Origin of the sequence: Psychrobacter sp. 4Bb (assembly GCF_002836735.1) — a bacterium.
Classification (GTDB): domain Bacteria; phylum Pseudomonadota; class Gammaproteobacteria; order Pseudomonadales; family Moraxellaceae; genus Psychrobacter.
Genome location: NZ_PJAS01000071.1, coordinates 81,808 through 97,970, shown reverse-complemented (window position 1 = coordinate 97,970; position 16,163 = coordinate 81,808). Strand labels below are relative to the sequence as shown.

At 43.1% G+C, this 16,163-nt stretch carries 17 protein-coding genes and 1 tRNA gene; 10 read left to right on the top strand and 8 right to left on the bottom strand.

The annotated features are described in order from the left end of the window. The first annotated feature begins 411 nt into the window (after nucleotides 1-411). From nadR to CXF60_RS10280, 3 genes are all read left to right on the top strand, one after another. Nucleotides 412-1,470: a multifunctional transcriptional regulator/nicotinamide-nucleotide adenylyltransferase/ribosylnicotinamide kinase NadR gene (gene nadR / locus CXF60_RS10290; protein ID WP_102091861.1), complete on the top strand. Its 1,059-nt coding sequence runs from the start codon at nucleotides 412-414 to the stop codon at nucleotides 1,468-1,470. A 127-nt stretch (nucleotides 1,471-1,597) separates the two neighbouring features. Then, entirely contained in the window at nucleotides 1,598-2,329 is a 732-nt protein-coding gene (pnuC, locus tag CXF60_RS10285; protein WP_102091860.1) for a nicotinamide riboside transporter PnuC, read from the top strand. Nucleotides 2,330-2,551: 222 nt separating this feature from the next. Next, nucleotides 2,552-2,986, top strand: a complete 435-nt coding sequence (locus CXF60_RS10280) for an Mpo1 family 2-hydroxy fatty acid dioxygenase (RefSeq protein WP_102091859.1) — start codon at nucleotides 2,552-2,554, stop codon at nucleotides 2,984-2,986. 213 nt (nucleotides 2,987-3,199) lie between these two features. On the opposite strand, the gene CXF60_RS10275 is transcribed toward CXF60_RS10280, so the two are convergent. From CXF60_RS10275 to CXF60_RS10265, 3 genes are all read right to left on the bottom strand, one after another. Further along, on the bottom strand, nucleotides 3,200-3,811 hold the full coding sequence (locus tag CXF60_RS10275) for a nitroreductase family protein (protein ID WP_057761493.1): 612 nt from the start codon (nucleotides 3,809-3,811) through the stop codon (nucleotides 3,200-3,202). 105 nt (nucleotides 3,812-3,916) lie between these two features. Continuing rightward, nucleotides 3,917-4,630, bottom strand: coding sequence for a pirin family protein (locus CXF60_RS10270; RefSeq protein ID WP_102091858.1), 714 nt, complete (start codon nucleotides 4,628-4,630; stop codon nucleotides 3,917-3,919). A gap of 346 nt (nucleotides 4,631-4,976) precedes the next feature. Beyond that, entirely contained in the window at nucleotides 4,977-5,357 is a 381-nt protein-coding gene (locus CXF60_RS10265; protein ID WP_102091857.1) for a DoxX family protein, read from the bottom strand. Between the two features lie 137 nt (nucleotides 5,358-5,494). Between CXF60_RS10265 and CXF60_RS10260 the strand changes: the two genes are divergently transcribed. Continuing rightward, nucleotides 5,495-6,400 carry a LysR family transcriptional regulator gene (locus tag CXF60_RS10260; protein WP_101205745.1) on the top strand — a complete coding sequence of 302 codons (906 nt, stop codon included), beginning with the start codon at nucleotides 5,495-5,497 and terminating at the stop codon, nucleotides 6,398-6,400. Nucleotides 6,401-6,434: 34 nt separating this feature from the next. Here the strand turns inward: CXF60_RS10260 and CXF60_RS10255 are convergent, their stop codons facing one another. Together CXF60_RS10255 and CXF60_RS10250 are read right to left on the bottom strand one after the other, a co-directional pair. Next, nucleotides 6,435-7,841: a Na+/H+ antiporter NhaC family protein gene (locus CXF60_RS10255; protein ID WP_102091856.1), complete on the bottom strand. Its 1,407-nt coding sequence runs from the start codon at nucleotides 7,839-7,841 to the stop codon at nucleotides 6,435-6,437. Nucleotides 7,842-8,050: 209 nt separating this feature from the next. Continuing rightward, a tRNA-Gly gene (locus tag CXF60_RS10250) sits at nucleotides 8,051-8,125 on the bottom strand. 530 nt (nucleotides 8,126-8,655) lie between these two features. On the opposite strand from CXF60_RS10250, the gene CXF60_RS10245 reads away from it, so the two are divergent. The 4 genes from CXF60_RS10245 (at nucleotide 8,656) to CXF60_RS10230 (ending at nucleotide 11,094) form a co-directional block, all read left to right on the top strand. Beyond that, the gene (locus CXF60_RS10245; protein ID WP_102091855.1) at nucleotides 8,656-9,468 is read left to right on the top strand and encodes a M48 family metallopeptidase; all 813 of its coding nucleotides are present in this window, start codon (nucleotides 8,656-8,658) and stop codon (nucleotides 9,466-9,468) included. A 301-nt stretch (nucleotides 9,469-9,769) separates the two neighbouring features. Further along, nucleotides 9,770-10,099: a BolA family protein gene (locus tag CXF60_RS10240; protein ID WP_102091854.1), complete on the top strand. Its 330-nt coding sequence runs from the start codon at nucleotides 9,770-9,772 to the stop codon at nucleotides 10,097-10,099. 74 nt (nucleotides 10,100-10,173) lie between these two features. Further along, a complete protein-coding gene (locus CXF60_RS10235) occupies nucleotides 10,174-10,533 on the top strand; it encodes a SirB2 family protein (RefSeq protein WP_101205742.1) in 360 nt (119 codons plus the stop codon). A 165-nt stretch (nucleotides 10,534-10,698) separates the two neighbouring features. After that, nucleotides 10,699-11,094 (top strand): hypothetical protein, encoded by a 396-nt coding sequence (locus tag CXF60_RS10230; RefSeq protein WP_102091853.1) that lies wholly within the window; start codon nucleotides 10,699-10,701, stop codon nucleotides 11,092-11,094. 203 nt (nucleotides 11,095-11,297) lie between these two features. Here CXF60_RS10230 and trxC read toward each other — a convergent pair whose 3' ends face one another. The 3 genes from trxC to CXF60_RS10215 form a co-directional block, all read right to left on the bottom strand. Next, nucleotides 11,298-11,735: a thioredoxin TrxC gene (trxC, locus tag CXF60_RS10225; RefSeq protein ID WP_102091852.1), complete on the bottom strand. Its 438-nt coding sequence runs from the start codon at nucleotides 11,733-11,735 to the stop codon at nucleotides 11,298-11,300. Between the two features lie 159 nt (nucleotides 11,736-11,894). Beyond that, nucleotides 11,895-12,515 carry a class I SAM-dependent methyltransferase gene (locus CXF60_RS10220; RefSeq protein WP_102091851.1) on the bottom strand — a complete coding sequence of 207 codons (621 nt, stop codon included), beginning with the start codon at nucleotides 12,513-12,515 and terminating at the stop codon, nucleotides 11,895-11,897. Nucleotides 12,516-12,674: 159 nt separating this feature from the next. Next, nucleotides 12,675-13,547 carry an MBL fold metallo-hydrolase gene (locus CXF60_RS10215; protein ID WP_102091850.1) on the bottom strand — a complete coding sequence of 291 codons (873 nt, stop codon included), beginning with the start codon at nucleotides 13,545-13,547 and terminating at the stop codon, nucleotides 12,675-12,677. A 363-nt stretch (nucleotides 13,548-13,910) separates the two neighbouring features. Here CXF60_RS10215 and CXF60_RS10210 point away from each other — a divergent pair, with 363 nt between their 5' ends. Both CXF60_RS10210 and CXF60_RS10205 read left to right on the top strand, forming a co-directional pair. Continuing rightward, nucleotides 13,911-14,198 (top strand): ArsR/SmtB family transcription factor, encoded by a 288-nt coding sequence (locus CXF60_RS10210; protein ID WP_057761516.1) that lies wholly within the window; start codon nucleotides 13,911-13,913, stop codon nucleotides 14,196-14,198. A gap of 46 nt (nucleotides 14,199-14,244) precedes the next feature. After that, entirely contained in the window at nucleotides 14,245-15,948 is a 1,704-nt protein-coding gene (locus tag CXF60_RS10205; protein WP_102091849.1) for a SulP family inorganic anion transporter, read from the top strand. The last annotated feature ends 215 nt before the right edge of the window (nucleotides 15,949-16,163 follow it).

Here is a 16,163-nt window from a genome sequence, read left to right as displayed (position 1 = left end):
GATAAGCTTGCTTTATAACGCTAAAATCGAGTCAAACTTTTGATAATCTGAATAACCTTTTAGCTAACCAATTTTACTCGATTAAAAGAACCCTCGATTAAAAAACCTGCGATTCCGTGTACGTGAGATATACCTCATTTTTACAATAACCCACCTGCAAATCATCCAAAACCTTTATACCATGCTGATAAGCAACTTATGTTTTCAGATGTTCTATGATGAAAACTAGGACACTGCTCAACTATTAGATAAAAATACCTTTACGAAGAATAGTAGAAGTAAAGAACGTGGTTGGTATTACTGTTCTTAATAAATGTCTACTTTGGATCATTTAACTTAGACAGTATTAGCTGTATTCTTTGGAATAGACATGGAACACTGAGATTAAAATAAAAAATAATAAGGATAACTATGTACGACACTGGATTGATGATTGGACATTTCGAGCCCCTGCACTTAGGGCAGATGCGCAGCATATTGGATGCAGCAGGACAAGCCAAAACCTTACATATCGTCATTATGGCGCATCCATCGCCTCATCCAGATTTTACTATCACCTTACAAGACAAAGCGCGTTGGCTACAGATGGCCTGTGCCGACTTGCCATTTATTCATATCCATACTACTCATGAGATCGAGCTACCGCTGCACGAACATCTGTATAACACTAGCGATGATGTCAGTATCGATGTCGCTGCTAGTAATGCCAAATTGCAACGTTTGATAGACGCCTTATCACTATCAGCAGAGACTGTATTGTTTATGGCGGACAACCATCCGCTCACTCACAATGACATACAAGAGCAGCTGCTTTTGCCAGTCGTTACTACGCCGCTACAGTCTGAGTTTGACTCTTATGCAATTGCGCGTGATCCAGTTGCCCATTGGTCAGCACTTCACCCACAAGCACGCGCCGACTATACTAAGACTGTTGCTATCGTCGGCGGGGAAAGCTCAGGTAAGACAACGCTAGTCCATAAGCTGGCCAATTATTATGGTGCTAGCTTTGCCTTAGAAATGGGGCGTCTGTATGTCGGTACAGATTTGGGTGGTAGCGAGGTTGGATTACAGTACAGTGATTATGGCCCGATTTGTCTTGATCATGCTCAAGCAATCCGAGAAGCTAAAGCCAATGCAACTGCCCCTATCACCATCGTTGATACTGACTTTGTCACTACGCAAGCATTTTGTGAAGAGTATGAGGGTCGCACGCATCCCTTTGTGGCTGCTTGTATTGATGAGTTTCGTTTAGACCACACCATTATGTTAGATAACAATACGCCATGGGTTGATGATGGTATGCGATCTTTGGGTACACCCGAAGCGCGTGGACGCTTTGAGCAGCGTTTGATAGATATTTTTGCGCGTCACGATATTACGCCGCATATGATTGACCAGCCTGACTATGATGCTCGCTATCAGCAAGCATTGTTATTGATTGATCAATATATCTATGGCAATAAATCATAAACTGTACTGAGCATATTTATAATAATTTATTCAATTAGCATATGTTATCTAACTAGCACACGTTATTTAACTAGCACATGGTAGTTAGCACTATATTGACATCAGTATTTACTTTAGGGGAAAAGCGATGCGTATTCAGCTATTGGACAACATCACCGGAAAATGGGCGATGCAATGGATTATTATTTGGTTTATTTGCGGTGTCATTGCCTTATCCGCAGGCTTTTGGCTCACGACAGACCATACCACGCTTGATTGGTTTTACTTAGCAGTCTCATTTATTGGTTTGGTTTGCGTGGTCTCGTTATCATTCCGCAAAAACGTCATGGGCAATGGCTTTGGTATGGGGGCAACCGCAGGCGAAGTCATCGTACAGACAACGTCTGGCGCAGTAGGCTTAATGCTTGCTCCACTATTTAACTTTTTTACCCATGTTTACGGTATTTTTTATTGGTCAAAGCACACCGACCCTGATGGCGACATGATACCCAAGTCAGCGAGTAAAGCTGTTTGGTTAATCACCGCTGCATTTATCGTCATTGGCCTTGCCCTTTTTCCTACGATAAATGATTTATTAGCGAGCTACGGCTATGCGGTCGTAGAAGATGATAGTAGTCTGTTTTTGGGATTTATCTCTTTCTTTTGGATTAATGTGATTGCCTTTGTGCTTTCTATTACCGCTCAGGCAGCGATGATTCTGCGTTATTCGTTTAACTGGTGGTTATGGATCATCGTCAACTTCGTCTGGCTCATTGTGAATCTGATGTCTGGTAACTATATCTTTGCTATTCAGACTATGGTGTATCAAGTAAACGCCTTTATCGGCCTTTATGAATGGCATCGCAGCGAGCAAGGATAATGTGTTTCTTGTAGAAAAGAACCCTTGGGAGTTTGAATAAAATCTTGCTGATATAGTATCAATAGTACGAGTGAACTTGACTGTGCCGTCTATCAGATAACATGGTAGACAGGCGCAATTAGTGCTACAACTGATATTAACAATCATATTCATACTGAGATCAGTAGCGAGTCCATTAGCTAGTATCAGTTACTTATCTTATTTACTAACAGGGAGGTTAGTATGTCTCGTCAACCCAAAATGTCTAAACGTACGCTAGAGCAGTGGCTTAGTGAGTACTCTGTCAGTCACCAAAACTTGGTCAATAAAAAAATCCATTGGCTATGTGTGCCAACCATTTTTGTCAGCCTGTTAGGCATGGGCATGTCGCTATCCGTATGGTTTACCTTAGTACTAAGCGCACTGGTATTACTGTTTTATATGCGTTTATCTACGCCACTGTTTTTAGCAATGGGAATGTTTATTCTTATTTGTCTATCAGTGATGGCAGCGATGCCATGGGGCTTTAAAGCGTGGGCAGCGGTATTTGTCGTTGCATGGATTGGCCAGTTCATTGGGCATAAAATCGAAGGTAAAAAACCTTCTTTCTTTAAAGATTTACAGTTTTTATTAATCGGTCCAGCATGGGTCGCTAACAGTTTGATGCAACGTAAATAGTCGTTAATCTCTGCGTAATTTCTGCAGGAATTTAGCTTAGCTGTAGGCTATTCGATAAAATCTACAATTCTCACCCTCAACAAAAGAATGTCGCCAATAAAAAAACGCCACCCAGATATTACTGAGTGGCGCTTTTTTTACGTAAGCTTTTAGGAATATTGATATTTTGGGACTATTAAGCTTTTGGGGTTATATAGAATAGACTACTCTATCTTACGCACCAAACACTTTCATACGCTCTTCGACTGGCTTAAATGCTTTTTCTCCCGCTGGCTGCTCAATCGTTCCAAATACCAATTGTGCATTTAGCGTCCAGTCTTTGTCGATATCCCAAGCGCTGGCTACTTTTTGATCGATTACTGGATTGTAGTGCTGTAAGTTTGCGCCAACATCGATACTGGCTAGTGCCGTCCAGATAACATACTGATGCATGGCGCTGGTTTGACTTGCCCAGATTGGGAAGTTGTCAGCATATAGTGGCGCTGCTTCTTGCATGCCTCTAACGACTGCTTGATCTTCAAAAAACAGCACCGTACCAGCTCCGTTACGGAAACCATTGACACGCTCTTTGGTCGATTTGAACTTCTCTTCGTCACCAACGATTTCGCGTAATGTATCTTCGGTCATATCCCACAACTTGCGATGGTCATCGCCGAACAATACAACGATACGCGTTGATTGCGAGTTAAACGACGATGGCGTGTGCAAAATAGCATGCTCAACTATTTTCACGATTTCGTCGTTAGCTACTGGCAGTTGGTTGCTTAGCGCATAGATAGAACGACGTTTCTCTGCAAGCTGCTGTAGTGTTGTTAAATCTGACATAGTGTTTCTCCATGTTGTTAGTAAAATAGTTATTAATAAAAATAATTTTTAGCGTTAATGGTTATTGATATAAATGCTTTAATTGATAAAGAGCTTTGTTCTTGACTACATAAATAGCGGTACTTCCATCACTAGCACACGGCTAGCTACTGTTGCGTCCATCATAAAGCTCTGAATATCCCAAATGCAAAGGCCGTCACGAATAGACAGGACTTGGCCATCTATCACGACTTCACCACTGATGACAAATACGTAGACACCGTTGTTAGAGTCATTTAACTGATAAGTTTGCGATATACCTTCGTCAAAACCACCCATGCTAAACCAAGCATCTTGATGAATCCAAACACCTGCATCATCGGCATTAGGTGACAGCACTTGGCTAAGCTCGTTAGGTCGCATGATATCGCCCATATGTACCTGCTGATAACGCGGTGCGACATCCATTTTGTTTGGTATCACCCAAATCTGCAAAAACCTCACAGCCTCTGCATCGTCACCATTCATTTCACTATGGGTAATGCCTGTACCCGCTGACATCACTTGAATCTCACCAGTTTCTATGACGCCCTCGTTGCCGATACTATCGCCATGAGCGAGCTTGCCGGATAGAGGAATACTGATAATCTCCATGTTACGGTGCGAGTGTTTGCCAAACCCTTGACCGCCAATGACAAAATCATCATTAATAACGCGTAAGGCACCAAACCCCACACGCTCAGGATTATGATAATTGGCAAAGCTAAAGGTATGCCTGCTTTTAAGCCAGCCATGATTGGCATCGCCACGTGAGTCTGCTGCATGATAGATTGTTTTCATTATTTATCCTTAGCTATCAACAGATTAATCCTCTATATACTTATTATCGATTAATCTATTTAAACAATAGGCTTATTATAATTATTAATTCTACATAGATAAACAACACTAAATGCAATTAACTATTCTTTTTTATAGAACAATCAGAGCGGTTTTAACGTAATATAGATTTTTTACATATATTAGCACAGCTAACTTTATATAAATTACTTTAAGTTATGTTTATATAAAAAACTGTCTGCTGTTGAAATGTTCTGTGAAAATGTTCATGACTGTTTTTATTTAAAAGTACCCATTCATGATTGTTCTTCGTAAGCGTATAAGAGGTAGATCAGTTACTGATTGTTTATCGCTTATTGTCTATTGAGTAAGCACCCGCACCATGAGCAAAAATCATCAAAAACCCACCTGCGATCGAAATGTTTTTCATAAATGAGATCATCTGTGATTCATCAACCCAGAACTGATGAAAAAGAATAGCTGACACGATGCTAAACCCGGCGAACAAGAAAGCGATTGGGCGAGCTTTATAACCTAGCAAGACAGCGATACCACCTAGTACCTCAAACGCGATTACCAATGGTAGTAACATACCAGGCACACCTACTGACTCCATATAGCCTTGAGTAGTCGCATAATCTGTGATTTTACCAATGCCTGCAAAGATGAAAATGATTGATAATAATAGACGACCGAGCGGTGCGCTAAATTGCTGTAACTTGTCCATAATAATGCTCCAAAAGTGTGTTTAATCATGTCTCTAAGTAGAGAATAGCGCGATTATAGGCGTTGACTAGCATGGGATAAACAGCAATAATCACAAATATAAGTTCTTGGTGTAAGAACAATCATGAGGCATCGATAATGGGTCAATTAGAAGACATGGCGATGTTTGTACGCATTGTTGAGGCAGGTAGTATTACTAAAGCTGCTGAGCAGTTAAATATTGCAAAATCAGCCGTCAGCCGCCGACTTAAAGAATTGGAAGAGCGTTTAGGCAGTCAACTAATCAGCCGTACTACCCGCCAATCTAAGTTGACGCAAGCTGGTGAGCAATATTATCAGCAAGTGAATAATATCTTGCGTGCGGTTGACGCTGTCAATGAGCATGCTACTGACGCTCCCATGCGTATTGAAGGTACGCTAAAAATGACAGCGCCGTTGTCCTTTGGACTCATGCATCTGAACGATGTGATTGATAAATACGCCAATAAACATCCCAATCTGAGATTCGATCTGGATTTTTCTGACCGACGTATCGATTTGATTGAAGAAGGCTATGAGTTGGCTATTCGAATCGGCGAGCTACAAGATTCTAGCTATCAAGCAAAAAAATTGGCATTGATTCGTTGTGTGATTTGCGCCAGTCCCGATTATTTGGCAAGAATGGGCATGCCTGAGACGCTAGACGATTTAGACAACCATGCGCTTTTGCAATACAGTCTCGGTCAAACCAATAGTATAAACTTGGTGGATACTGAAGGCAGAAGTCATCATCGTACGATAGATGCCAAAATCAAAGCCACCAATGGTGAGTTCTTAGTAGATTTGGCAGTCAAAGGACATGGCATTACCTTTGTGCCGACTTTTATTGCTTATAAACAACTGGCGCTGGGCGAGCTTGTACCTGTATTCCAACACTATCAACTGCCAACCCTAACCGCTTATGCTGTTTATCCAAAGAATCGTTTTTTGTCGCAGCGTTGTCGTTACTTGATTGATTTTATTGCAGAGCAATTCGGTGACAATCCGTACTGGGATCAGTATTAATCAACACTCTTATTATCTCTAACGATATCAATTGTTACTGGTTTTGAGTCACCTTCCCTTCTTTAACCCGACTAATCGTCAGCCCCGTAAACCCGAATAGCAGCGTCAGCAGCAGTGACAAATAACAGAAGAACGCATAAGGCAAGTAGTCTAATACCGGCACCCCTAACGCCTGACTGATAAACACCCCGCACACACTCCAAGGCACTAATGGATTAATCACCGTTCCTGCATCCTCAATCGTCCGCGACAGATTCTTAGGATGTAAATGTAAGCGCTCAAACGTCGAGCGAAAGGCCGTACCTGATAATAGAATACTCAAATACTGCTCACCGATTAGTACGTTAATGCTTAGTGCCGACATCGCTGCCGCAAATATCGCTCGTCCTGAAGTCGTCAATGTGTCCTTAATACCAGATAGCAGTGCTGGCAGAATACCCAGTGCCGTTAATAGACCACCTAAGCTTAATGCCAGTATCACAATCGCCTGAGTAAAGAACATACTCTGTACACCGCCGCGTGACAGCATACCACCTACCTCACCCAACTCTAATGACTCAGCAGGGGCATAGCCTGCAAACAAGTAACCACCCAATTGACCAAAACTTGGTGAACTGTGTACATAAGTAATGATCAATGCCGCGGCAATCGTACAGATAATCGTATAAATCGCATTGACCCGAAACAATGCCAATCCAACCAATACCATAAACGGTAGTACCGAATATCCATGTACCAAACCGCTGTCTATCAGCTGACCTTGCAATATGGTTACTTGACTCAGATCAGCACTGGTCGTCTGTCCTGAGAACATCCAAAATAAGACGACTGTCAGTATCCATGCAGGCACTGTCGTATACATCATATTGCGAATATGCTCAAACAGATCGATACCAACGACAGAGGAAGCAATAGTACAGGTATCAGATAATGGCGACATCTTATCGCCAAAGAACGCACCTGATACCACTGCCCCCGCTGCTATCGCCACATTGGCATCAAACGCATTACTCATACCAATAAACGCCACGCCCAAAGTAGCTGCAGTCGTCAAACTACTACCTAGGGCAATACCGATAATAGAGGTCAAGATAAAGGCAGAGATATAATAGTACTCAGGTGAGATAAGCTGAAAACCTACATACATGAGTGTAGGAATCGCACCCGACATCATCAAAGCCGCAACCATCAGTCCAATAAAGAAGAACAGGTAGATGGCACCAATACCGCGCATGACGCCTGAGGCCATTTGCGCTTGCATGTCATCAAAGCTGAGCCCTTTATACATACCGATAGCCAGTAGCACACAGATAGCCAATATAAGAGACAGGTGCGGCACCCAGCCAAAGCCGATCATGGTGATACCCATGATACCGATGACGATGGCGGATATGATAAAGGCGAGCTTGGCACTGATTAATGTGAGGGGTTTTGGTGGCATTGGATGCCCTTATGTTGCTATAGGTTTAGTTTGCTCAGGTATTCGGGGTGCGCATCTATTCTTCAATATCGATAATCTCTGTCTTGCTGATAGTTAGCTTTAGTTTTTGATTTCTATGTTTTCGCTATTAGCTGACTTAGGACAGATTTTACACATAAAAAAAAGCCTCACTGTGAAGTGAGGCTTTTTGCGCTTTTTCAAGCCATATTTGGAGCGGGAAAAGAGATTCGAACTCTCGACCCCAACCTTGGCAAGGTTATGCTCTACCACTGAGCTATTCCCGCTTAGTATCAATCCGTAGCGTTGTTAACAACTACTCCGTCTCGATAGGCTGGCTATTTTAGCAAATATTCTGTGGGTGTCAACACCTTTTTTAGAATTTATTTCTAATATTTTTAGCTAAATGCCCTTTTTATCGGATAAACAAACATAAGCAATTGATTTAAAAACAGGAATTAATTTTAATTGAATTAAAAATATTTCACGTTAATTATAGAACTTTAAGCCTAGGCTCTACTCCCTTCAGCTTTATATTGGTCATAAGACAATCGATAAAGTAAAAACTTACTATTTTCACTCTAATAAAAAGATATCGCACTTACAATCATACGCTTTATTGTTACTTTTCCTATCTTGGTTTTAGGTGGTTAACATTATTATACTTATGTCCAATGGCAGTTAAGGTAGACTTTTACTGTTTAAGCAGATGAATAAGCACTACTAAAAGATTAATAAACACGGCTCCCTCATCTGCTGCACTGTTTTTTAACTTGTTTGGCTTTATGTTTTTCCATCTTATAGAGAGGATATTTTTATGAAGAAGTTATTGAGTACGACGGTAATGGCCGCTTCGTTGTCAGCCCTGACCTTGACTGGCTGTACCAGTACGACCAGTACTGGCGCGGTTGGTGTTGATCGTCAGCAGTTGCTATTGGTGTCTAGTGAGCAAGTATTGGCACTATCTGCCCAAAGCTATGCCAAAACAATACAAGACGCAAAATCAAAAGGTGTGCTAGATACCAACACCGCTCAGCTAAACCGCTTAAAAAATATTGCGAACCGCTTAGTTGGTCAAGTTGGCGTCTATCGCGCAGATGCAGCCAAGTGGCAATGGGAAGTACACACCATTAAGTCTAACGATCTAAATGCCTTTGTGGTGCCGGGTGGTAAGATCATGTTTTATTCAGGCATCATCGATCGTTTGAACCTTACTGATGATGAGATTGCTGCCATTATGGGTCATGAAATCTCTCATGCATTGCGTGAGCATTCACGCGAGCGTCTATCACGCGAGTATGCAACCCAAACTGGTATCGGTCTGGCTGCCAGTATATTCGGCCTATCACAAGGACAGGCTGAGCTAGCAGGTACTGCTGGTAATTTAGGCTTGAGCCTACCCCACAGTCGCACTCAAGAAAGCGAAGCCGATCAGATCGGTCTTGAGCTGATGGCACGTGCAGGTTATAACCCTCAGGCGGCTGTTACCCTGTGGCAAAAAATGCAAAAAGCAAGCCAAGGTGAGCCACCACAATTCCTCAGCACTCACCCAACAAGCAGTAGCCGTATCGCAGAGTTACAGTCATTGATGCCAAAAGTTACGCCTCTATATCAACAGTCGCGTCGCTAATAAGTAGCTAATTAGCGACTTTTAGGTTTTAGCAGTGCCTGTTCAAATATCATAGAAGCAAAGTACAGCCAAAGCGTTGTGCTTTGCTTTTTTAGTTATAGCTAGGACACTGCAGGTTTTATAATTGACAAGCATTGTAGTTGATAAGCACTGTAGTTGATAAGCACTGTAATCGGCAGGGTTTGCAATTGTTCGATTTGGCAATCGCACGCTATCCCGCTTACCTTGTCTGTTATAATGCCGATAAATATTATTTGAAGATTGTCCAATCAAATTGCACAAAATACATTGAAGGATTGTTATGAGTATCACACCTACTACACCTACTGCCGACGCACTTCATGCCGAATTACAGGCACTTGCGCCGCAGCATATCGAACTGATTAATGAGTCAATGTCTCATGCCGGTTACTTTGAAGGTAAAGAAAGCCACTTTAAGCTCACTATCGTTAGCGATGCATTTGACGGCAAACGACTGGTCGGGCGTCATCAGCTGATATATGGCTTAGTCACGCCTTTACTCACTTCACAAGGCGGCCAAGTACATGCCCTCGCTATCCATGCCTATACTCCGACAGAATGGCAAGGTCAAAGCCCTGCGAGTCCATTATGTGCCGGTCAAAACAAATAGCCGATTATGTTTGCATCGCAACTACATATTTTAAATTAGCCTATATAATGCAGTTTTAGAGGGAGCAATATTCAATGAAACATCTACATATGCTGATGGCAGCGCTGACTGTTGTGCTATTTTTATATCAAAGTTACTTAGTACTCAGCGCAGACCGCCGCGCACCACGTGTGGTCAAAATAGCCACGCATATTATCTATGCCCTGCTTATCCTGTCAGGTGCAATGATGCTAATGCAATTGATGGGTGCCAACGCTCCTGTACAGTGGGTGTTTGCCAAAATTATCTTACTGATCGCTGCTATTAGTTCAAGCATTAAAGCGTTTAAGGTTGATGCGACACCTGTGCAAAGAAAAACAGGCATTCTTATCGCTGCCGTTGCCTATATTGGTATCGTGATACTTGCCTTTGCCAAGCCAGCAAACTTATTTTAATAGGCGATTTTCTATTTTAATAAGCAACCGTTTTAGAAAGCTGTCGATGTGTTGATGATATGATGCGAAAATTTTTAATCATCGATGGATTTTCAATATCTTAATTGCGCTATTTTTGCTATCTTAAATAGATATAAATACAATCACTTAGCCACTGGAGCCATTATGAAAACGTTTACGACAGCGACACTACTAGCTGGCATTTTTGCGCTCTCAGGCTGTGCCTCTACTGGTAACATCACCCCGCAATATGTACCGCCAAGTACTTATCAAAATTATAATTGCCAAGCACTTGGCCAAGAGTATACTCGTGTCAACCGCTATGTCGAAGCGGCACGCAATGAGCAGTCTACCCTATCGGCATCAGGCGTCGGTGTTGGTGTCTCTGCAGGACGCTGGGGTATCTCGCCGAATATCAGCTTTGGTCTAGGCAAAAGTAACAATACCAAAGCACGTGATGCAAAATTATCGCGTCTCTACGGTGAGCGTGATGCAATTGTCCAATCTGCCCGCATTCAGCGTTGTAGCTTTGCCAATGGTATCAAGATTTATGGTGAGTAAGCTTAAGAAATTGCAATGCTATCTGCACGACTAAGATAGTGCCTGATACCGTAAAATAGTGTATGACACCATAAAATAGTACATGAAATAGAAAAAAAGCCAATATGCAGATCGCATATTGTCTTTTTTATTGCTACGGTTTTTTATAAGAAAACATGAGCGTTTAGATAGCTTGGAGAAAAAATAATCTAGCCTGACTAATACTAAGACTGTAAGCTTTGTACCCACTGAATGATTTGATGACTTGGTAGCGCGCCTGATTGTCGCGCCACTTCTTTACCGTTTCTAAAAGCAACCATCGTTGGCAAGCTGCGAATATTGTAAGGAGCGGCTGCCTGCTCGTATTTATCCGTTTGTACCTTGGCAAAGACCACCTGTGGCAATTGGCTAGCAGCGCTCTTGAACTCTGGCGCCATCATGATGCAAGGCTGACACCAGCTCGCCCAAAAATCCACGATAGTCAGTACATCGTTCTTTTGGATAACCTTATTAGCTGTTTGCGCATTTAGCTCATGTGGACTGGCAGTCAATAATGGCTGACCACATTTACCGCATTTTGGCGCAGCGCTTAATCGTGCAGCAGGTACACGATTGGTTGCTTGGCAATGTGGGCATACTAGATGAAAACTTTGCTCACTCATTATTTAATTCCTATTATAATTATTTTGTTATTTCAAATACTGTTCATGAACGCTCTTATCTAAAGGCTATTTACGTTGCTTGCTGTAGTTATAGCTGTAGTCGTCGTTGCGTTGATTGATTACATGAATAATTTTAGCATAGTTAATTGGGCTTATCCTTTATGCGAGTTTCTGTGCCACACCGCTATACACATAGCTCATCGGCCGTGGACCGGGCAAATACGCTTCGCTCAACTCATCAATAGCAAAACCACCTTCTCTAATAAGCGCCGGAATATCGCGATTTAAATGACACCCACCTGCTATAGGCTTCCAAAAAGGCGTCAATCGATGCTGCCAACGCTCAACAGAAGAATCTGGTGCCAGTCCGTGCTCACAAAATAGTAAGCGACCGCTAGGTCTTAGCACGCGCGCCATTTCTCGGAGCGCGGCTACTGGGTCATCAATACTGCACAAGGTAAAAGTCATTACAATCGTATCAAATTGATCTGTATCAGCATGAATACCTTGTACATCGACAGCTATCACTTCAACCGGAATGCCAATGTCAGCTGCACGCTCACGAGCCAGCGACTGCATCTGAGCTGCTGGATCCACACCGATAATAGAAGAGACTTTATTAGCATCATAAAACTGCAAATTCAAACCGCTGCCAATGCCAATCTCCAACACCTTACCGAGCGCTTGCGGAACAATTTTGGAACGTGCTTTCATGACATTGCCCGTACTACAGGCAATATCTATCATCTTTGGCAACACATAGCGCTCGTAAGGGTTCATTGTTCTCTCCAGTTATTGCCGCCTTTAGCGCTTGCAGTTGGTCATACACAGTATCTAAAAACGGACAGTCTACAGGTTAGCATTCTTATAGATATCAATCATACGATACTTACGTAGAGCTGCATCAGGTAATGACTTTCAGTTATTGCACTGTTTAACTTATCCACCAAGGACATTGATCGGTACTTTTAGATAGCGCGTACCATTGTCCTCTGGCTCGGGAAAATGTCCGGCATCGATATTGATTTGTACAGCAGGGATGATAAGGCGGGGCATATCTAAAGTCGCATCACGGCGCTCACGCATCTGCACAAACTCTGCTTCGTTTATACTGTCTTTGACATGAATATTTTCTAGTTTTTGCGCGGCTACTGTCGTCGTTGGGCAATGCTGACGACCTTTGCTCGGATAATCATGACACAAATACATGACGGTATCTTCAGGGAGTGCTAGCAGCTTCTGAATAGACTGATAGAGTGTTTTAGCATCACCGCCCGGGAAATCACAGCGTGCTGTACCGACATCAGGCGCAAACAACGTATCCCCAACGAATACCACTGTTTTCTCATCATCAGCGGCTAGATAGGCCATATCGGCACGCGTATGTCCGGGTACATACATCGCAGTGATAGTAATGTTGCCAAGCTCTAAGGTCTCGCCTTCATCTGTCAAAATATCAAACTGGCTGGCATCAGTGCGGAAACTGGTGTCAAAATTAAAAATTTGCTTAAAGATTTTTTGGACTTCGGTGATATGCTGACCGATGACTAACTGTCCGCCAAGGCTTTCTTTTACATGGATGGCGGCAGATAAATGATCTGCATGCGCATGGGTTTCAATAATGTACTTGAGCGCCCAATCTTGCTCACGTACAAACTCAATCACTTCATCGACACTGCTGGTATTGGTTCTGCCTGACTTAGCATCGAAGTTCAATACAGGATCGACAATAGCACATAATTTTTGCTCAGTATCAGCAAGTACGTGGGTATAGGTTTCTGTATCGCTATCTAAAAAAGAATGAACTTGCATGGCGGCCTCTTCAATTATTTATACATATTTTGGCTATAGGAATTTTTATCTTTAATTAACCCTTAAGTATGATATTCAGTCGTATATAATGCGTTCCTACGACTTATCTAATGCCACCAATATAACAACCGCTATACAATTTATCAATTTATATAATGTAATTAGTGATAACTTGCTATGTGGCGTGATATCATTGATAATCAAATATATATTGCTCAAAACATCATGGCATTTGTTACCATCTAATGTAAGGAATTTGTTCTGACTACTTCTATTTCAGCCGAAGGTACACCTACTCGCAGTACCACTGACGATGGGTCATCTGATACTGCAGATTTAGTACCTGCCGATCTTGCCAAGCAAATGCAGCAAGCATCGCTACAAGCCAGCCAACTACTAAAGTCGCTATCGCATCCTGATCGCCTACTTCTTCTCTGTCAATTGACCCAAGGTGAATATTGTGTCGGTGAGCTTGAGGATTTGGTCGGGGTTGGACAGCCGAGCTTATCGCAGCAATTGGGTATATTGCGTAAAGACGAGCTGGTCGCCACACGCCGCGAAGGTAAGCAAATTTACTATAGTATCGCAAGCGAGGATGCGCTAGCTGTACTCGATCTACTGTATCAACGTTTTTGTGCCAAAGCAGAATAACGCCGCCCTCGCCTAATTATTTGTATTATCTACTGTGGTGATTGATATGTCCTCTATCGTCGCTCGTCTGATTCCAGCTTGGCTGCGTCAATACCAGCTCTCAGCGTTACCGACTGATCTCGTCGCAGGCATAGTGGTGGGCGTGTTGGTCATACCGCAGAGCCTAGGTTATGCGGTGCTTGCAGGACTGCCGCCTGTCTATGGCCTATATGCAGCGATCGTACCTGTCCTCGTTTATGCGTGGCTCGGCTCTAGCAACGTACAAGCCGTAGGTCCCGTTGCCATCACCGCCATCATGACCGCCAGTGGTCTACTGCCTTATGCTGAGCAAGGCACTGAACAGTACGCACTGATGGCCAGCCTATTGGCACTGATGGTAGGTGCACTGCTATGGATAGCAGGCAGGTTAAAACTTGGCTGGATCATGCAGTTTATCAGTCGCGGTGTGTCCGCAGGATTTGTAAGCGGTGCAGCGGTCCTCATATTTGTCAGTCAGCTCAAATATCTGACCGACATTCCAGTCACTGGCAATAGTTTGATTGGGTATCTATCTACTATGCAGCGCTATGCCAGCCAGCTGCATCCATTGACCTTAGCGATTGGTGTGACCGCATTTACGCTATTGGTTGCCAATCGCTATGCAAGTGAATGGATATGGCAGACGTGGCTATCATCGTCATATGCCAAATGGGCAGAGCGCTTATTCCCGCTTATACTACTCGGTATCGCTATTGTACTCAGTATGGCACTGCATTGGAGCACATATGGTGTGGCGACCATCGGTCGTATTCCACAAGGGCTGCCGAGCTTTACGTTACCGCATATCTCAGACCTACAAGAGGCGCTGAAGCTCTTGCCGACCGCAGGATTGATGGCACTGATCGTATTCGTGTCGAGCAGTTCAGTTGCCAGTACTTATGCTCGCTTGCGTGGTGAGAGTTTTGATGCCAATCGCGAGCTGACTGGACTGGGTCTGGCCAATCTGTCTGGTGGACTGTTCCAAAGTTTTGCAGTTGCGGGTGGCTTTTCGCGTACGGCTATCAATGCCGACTCAGGTGCTAAGACACCACTTGCCAGTCTCGTCACCGTACTGGTAATGATTGCCGCGCTCATAGCCTTCAGCAATGCGCTTGCTCCACTACCCTATGCACTACTGGGCGCAACTATCATGGCCTCTATCATTGGCCTGATAGATATCGCGACGTTGAAATCTGCATGGCAGCGCGATCGCTTAGATGGTGCTAGCTTTTTGGCAGCGTTCGTCAGTGTCCTGATATTTGGGCTAAACACGGGGCTGGTCATTGGTCTAATGGTGTCATTCGCCAGTCTCATCTGGCAGTCGAGTAAGCCGCACGTGGCTGTCGTTGGACAGTTGGGCGGTACAGGACATTTTCGTAATATCAATCGCCATGACGTCGTAACTTTTAACAATTTATTGATGTTACGTATCGATGAGAGTTTGTTCTTTGGTAATAGTGAATCTGTACATCGACGCATCCTCAATGCCATGCAGCAATATCCCGATGCCAATGAAATTATATTGATTATGGCTGCCGTCAACCATATAGATCTGACCGCCCAAGAAATGCTTTGTACCTTAAACCACGAGTTGGCGTTACAAAACAAGCGCTTACACTTTAGCTTTATCAAAGGTCCTGTGATGGACATCATCGGTCACACCCCACTGATTAGCGAGCTATCAGGGCAAGTCTATCTGAGTACTTTAGATGCTGTCGATGCATTAAAATAATCTATATTTTGACCACAACAAAATTGCTGCGACAGCCATAACATTAGTTTTCATTCAACCTCAACTACTATTGTCGCCTACAACACAATATCGCTATGGTAGCGCCTGTGTTATGCTAGACGCACTAAATAGGGAATCAATTAACCTAGAAATCGGCCTAAAAAATGCTGATTTATAGTCCTTTGATATTCTTAGCCCAACCATCAATAATAAAT

Bases quoted from the DNA above. Each gene is read 5' to 3' on its own strand.
- nadR (WP_102091861.1), top strand. From the start codon at position 412: ATGTACGACACTGGATTGATGATTGGACATTTCGAGCCCCTGCACTTA.
- pnuC (WP_102091860.1), top strand. From the start codon at position 1,598: ATGCGTATTCAGCTATTGGACAACATCACCGGAAAATGGGCGATGCAA.
- CXF60_RS10280 (WP_102091859.1), top strand. From the start codon at position 2,552: ATGTCTCGTCAACCCAAAATGTCTAAACGTACGCTAGAGCAGTGGCTT.
- CXF60_RS10275 (WP_057761493.1), bottom strand. From the start codon at position 3,811: ATGTCAGATTTAACAACACTACAGCAGCTTGCAGAGAAACGTCGTTCT.
- CXF60_RS10270 (WP_102091858.1), bottom strand. From the start codon at position 4,630: ATGAAAACAATCTATCATGCAGCAGACTCACGTGGCGATGCCAATCAT.
- CXF60_RS10265 (WP_102091857.1), bottom strand. From the start codon at position 5,357: ATGGACAAGTTACAGCAATTTAGCGCACCGCTCGGTCGTCTATTATTA.
- CXF60_RS10260 (WP_101205745.1), top strand. From the start codon at position 5,495: ATGGGTCAATTAGAAGACATGGCGATGTTTGTACGCATTGTTGAGGCA.
- CXF60_RS10255 (WP_102091856.1), bottom strand. From the start codon at position 7,841: ATGCCACCAAAACCCCTCACATTAATCAGTGCCAAGCTCGCCTTTATC.
- CXF60_RS10245 (WP_102091855.1), top strand. From the start codon at position 8,656: ATGAAGAAGTTATTGAGTACGACGGTAATGGCCGCTTCGTTGTCAGCC.
- CXF60_RS10240 (WP_102091854.1), top strand. From the start codon at position 9,770: ATGAGTATCACACCTACTACACCTACTGCCGACGCACTTCATGCCGAA.
- CXF60_RS10235 (WP_101205742.1), top strand. From the start codon at position 10,174: ATGAAACATCTACATATGCTGATGGCAGCGCTGACTGTTGTGCTATTT.
- CXF60_RS10230 (WP_102091853.1), top strand. From the start codon at position 10,699: ATGAAAACGTTTACGACAGCGACACTACTAGCTGGCATTTTTGCGCTC.
- trxC (WP_102091852.1), bottom strand. From the start codon at position 11,735: ATGAGTGAGCAAAGTTTTCATCTAGTATGCCCACATTGCCAAGCAACC.
- CXF60_RS10220 (WP_102091851.1), bottom strand. From the start codon at position 12,515: ATGAACCCTTACGAGCGCTATGTGTTGCCAAAGATGATAGATATTGCC.
- CXF60_RS10215 (WP_102091850.1), bottom strand. From the start codon at position 13,547: ATGCAAGTTCATTCTTTTTTAGATAGCGATACAGAAACCTATACCCAC.
- CXF60_RS10210 (WP_057761516.1), top strand. From the start codon at position 13,911: ATGCAGCAAGCATCGCTACAAGCCAGCCAACTACTAAAGTCGCTATCG.
- CXF60_RS10205 (WP_102091849.1), top strand. From the start codon at position 14,245: ATGTCCTCTATCGTCGCTCGTCTGATTCCAGCTTGGCTGCGTCAATAC.